We start from the raw sequence: 3,221 nt of genomic DNA on the forward strand, positions 1-3,221 counted from the left end.
CGTTGATTAAGGAACTTCTTGAGAATAATGGACGACCATTGACTTACGAGACCACACCATCGGAGTCAAAGACAGACACGGAAGCGCTTGTAGACAGCATACTTGGCAAAGACGCTCCTACAACACCCGAATGAATCCTTAAGTACCTCGCTGTGTCATTCTCACGATTTCCTCAACAGCCCAAATATGATTACTTATCTCTGCAGCCGTTGCTGGCGTTCTCGGATAGGGATTTACCCTTCCATCGCTCTTATCTTATCCACCCGGGGCTGGTGCCTGCCGCCTTCGAACTCAGAGGTGAGAAAAGTACTAACGATTTCACGCAGCTGAGTTTGCGGTTCTTCTGCTCCTAGACAAAGAATATTAGCATCGTTATGCTGTCGGGAACGGACGGCGCAGAAGGTATCAAAACACTGGGCGGCTCTTATGCCCTTGACCTTGTTAGCAGCAATACACATACCGATACCGGTGCCGCAGATGAGGATACCCCGGTCAAAATCGCCCCTGGCTACCGCTTCAGCTACTTTTTGGGCGATATCCGGGTAATCTACCGGGTCGGTAGTATAAGTCCCCAAGTCTTTACAGCTGTGTCCGTCACCGGTAAGCCACTCTATGATAGATTTTTTCAAATTTATCCCGTGGTGGTCGCAGCCAATAGCAATGCGCATTACTTATTTTCCCCCTCTCTGAGCTTAAGCGGACCGCAGACCTGCTCCAGTTCTTCTCTGGAGATGGCCCCTTCACGGAGCAGTACCGGCGTTGGTCCCGTCAGGTCGATGATAGTCGATTCTTGGCCGCCTGGGCAGCGTCCGCCATCAATCACTAAATCTATCCGGTCGCCCAGCTGAGTAGAGACCTCATCGGCAGTCAGCGGGCTGGGACGACCGCTGATATTGGCGCTGGTGCCGATAATCGGCATGCCTAAGCCCCGGATAAGGGCGATGGGAACGGGGTGTTTAGGGATACGGATGGCGATGGTGCTGCTTCCAGCCGTCATGGTATCGGGGACGGCACTGGATTTAATCAAAACGATAGTGAGAGCGCCGGGTAAGAAGCGATGGATTAAGAGCCAGGCGAGCGGTGGTACTGAGGCGGCGAGCTCGGTTATCCGTGATATGTCAGCCACCAGCAGAGGGAGTGCCATGTTCTGTGGGCGTTCCTTTACCCGGTAGACCCGTGCCACAGCTTGAGGCAGGTTGGCGCCAGCCCCCAGGCCATAGACGGTATCCGTCGGGTAGGCCACCAGTCCGCCTTGCTTAAGCAGGGAAATACCCCGCTCAATCTGTTGTTGCAGAGCTAAAGAAGGCTGGCTTAACATCGGTCCTCTGGTTAACTAAGCAGGAGATTCCCTTGACGATAGTATATCACAGTGGTAATCTTTGATAAATGGATAATGATAGAACCAAGCAGAGCCCCGATACTGTTCGCCGTTTAGCCACGAGCGACGATATTGAAGTTGCTACCTACCTGGAAATCGCTAAAGAGATGGGTGGCGAGCAGCCGGTGGCGGTCAAGGAGGCGGTTGCCGGTGAGCGGGAAGCCATCGTGGTGATTGATTTTGGCTCGCAATATAGCCTGCTGATTGCCAGGCGGATACGGGAAAGCCAGGTATATTGCGAGATGGTGTCTTATGATACCCCCTGGGAAAAGGTCGCCCCTTTGAAGCCCAAGGGTTTTATCCTCTCCGGCGGACCGGCCAGCGTTTACCAGCCGGGTGCCCCGCTCGCTCCGTCTTATGTTTACGAAAGCCATCTACCGGTATTGGGTATTTGCTACGGGATGCAGGTTATTACCCAGCAGTTGGGTGGCGTGGTGGCGCCGTCAGCCAAGCAGGAATATGGTCACGCCATTCTCCATGTCAATGCTCCCGATTCGCCGCTCCTGGCTGGTTTGGATGACTCTCCCACGGTGTGGATGAGTCACGGTGATAGAATCGAGGTAATGCCGCCTGGTTTTACTGCCCTGGCGGCTACCGAGAACTCGCCGGTGGCCGTCATGGGTAATGGTGCAGGAATATTCGGTCTGCAGTTTCATCCTGAGGTCGCTCATACCCCGCAGGGGAAGACAATCTTGAGAAACTTCGCCTACCGGGTCTGCGGCTGCCAGGGGAATTGGACCATTGGTAACTTCATTGATGAGAGCATCTCCCGCATCAAGAAGGTCGTGGGCCAGGGCAAGGTTATCAATGCCCTCTCGGGAGGGGTTGATTCCGCGGTGGTTGCCAGCCTCATCTACCAGGCGATTGGCAGTCAGCTGACCTGCATCTACGTTAATAACGGCTTGCTGCGCCGTGAAGAGGTGGAGAGGACATTCCGGGTTTTCCGGGATAATCTGGGTATGCCGATAATTTACGTCGATGCCAGCGAGAGGTTCCTGGGTCGATTACAAGGGGTTACCGACCCGGAGGTGAAGCGTAAGGTTATCGGTGACGAATTTATCAAGGTGTTTGAAGAAGAGGCGGGCAAAATAGGTGAGGTTAATTTTCTGGCCCAGGGGACCCTTTACCCCGATGTTATTGAGAGTGCCGCTTCCGGGAGCACTGCCTCCGCCAAGATAAAAACCCATCACAACGTTGGCGGACTGCCCGCCAGGATGAGGCTCAGCCTGATTGAACCGCTGCGCTATCTGTTTAAGGATGAGGTGCGTCAGGTGGGGCTGAAGTTGGGCTTGCCGGAGGAAATGGTCTGGCGGCAGCCCTTCCCCGGTCCGGGGCTGGCGATTCGCATTATTGGCGAGGTGACCAAAGAGAAGCTGGAGATACTGCGCTCGGCCGATTTCATTGTCATGAACGAGATTAAAAAGGCGCAGTTCTACCGGCAAACCTGGCAGACCTTTGCCGTGCTCACCGACGTTAAAAGCGTGGGGGTGATGGGCGATTACCGTACCTATGGCTATCTGGTGGCTCTCCGTGCCGTCACCAGCGAAGACGCTATGACCGCTGACTGGGCGCGCCTCCCCTATGACCTGCTGGCACGAATCTCCAACCGCATCGTCAACGAAGTCCCCCAGGTCAACCGCGTCGTCTATGACATTACCTCCAAACCCCCCTCAACGATAGAGTGGGAGTGATAGGTTCAAAATAAGATTAAAATACTGGTCGTCGGGGGCGGAGTAAAGAGAACAGGCACAATTAAATTTTACCTCTAAAAAGGGGGGAATATGCCTAACGACTATGAAATAAATGATTTAGCTAAAGAGGAGTCCTGGCGGATGTTCCGGAT

3 protein-coding genes are annotated in these 3,221 nt (G+C 54.0%); 1 reads left to right on the forward strand and 2 read right to left on the reverse strand.

Annotated elements, in window-relative coordinates; all coding sequences use genetic code 11:
* Positions 1–233: 233 nt before the first annotated feature.
* Entirely contained in the window at positions 234–668 is a 435-nt protein-coding gene (gene rpiB, locus Q8Q07_09120; protein MDP3880445.1) for a ribose 5-phosphate isomerase B, read from the reverse strand.
* Positions 668–1,318 carry an L-threonylcarbamoyladenylate synthase gene (locus Q8Q07_09125; protein ID MDP3880446.1) on the reverse strand — a complete coding sequence of 217 codons (651 nt, stop codon included), beginning with the start codon at positions 1,316–1,318 and terminating at the stop codon, positions 668–670. The genes rpiB and Q8Q07_09125 overlap by 1 nt, the downstream gene beginning before the upstream one ends.
* A gap of 167 nt (positions 1,319–1,485) precedes the next feature.
* Between Q8Q07_09125 and guaA the strand changes: the two genes are divergently transcribed.
* The gene (gene guaA / locus Q8Q07_09130) at positions 1,486–3,069 is read left to right on the forward strand and encodes a glutamine-hydrolyzing GMP synthase (protein ID MDP3880447.1); all 1,584 of its coding nucleotides are present in this window, start codon (positions 1,486–1,488) and stop codon (positions 3,067–3,069) included.
* Positions 3,070–3,221: the final 152 nt, after the last annotated feature.

Source organism: Dehalococcoidales bacterium (genome assembly GCA_030698765.1).
Taxonomy (GTDB): Bacteria; Chloroflexota; Dehalococcoidia; order Dehalococcoidales; family UBA2162; genus JAUYMF01.

Bases quoted from the DNA above. Each gene is read 5' to 3' on its own strand.
- rpiB (MDP3880445.1), bottom strand. From the start codon at position 668: ATGCGCATTGCTATTGGCTGCGACCACCACGGGATAAATTTGAAAAAA.
- Q8Q07_09125 (MDP3880446.1), bottom strand. From the start codon at position 1,318: ATGTTAAGCCAGCCTTCTTTAGCTCTGCAACAACAGATTGAGCGGGGT.
- guaA (MDP3880447.1), top strand. From the start codon at position 1,486: ATGGGTGGCGAGCAGCCGGTGGCGGTCAAGGAGGCGGTTGCCGGTGAG.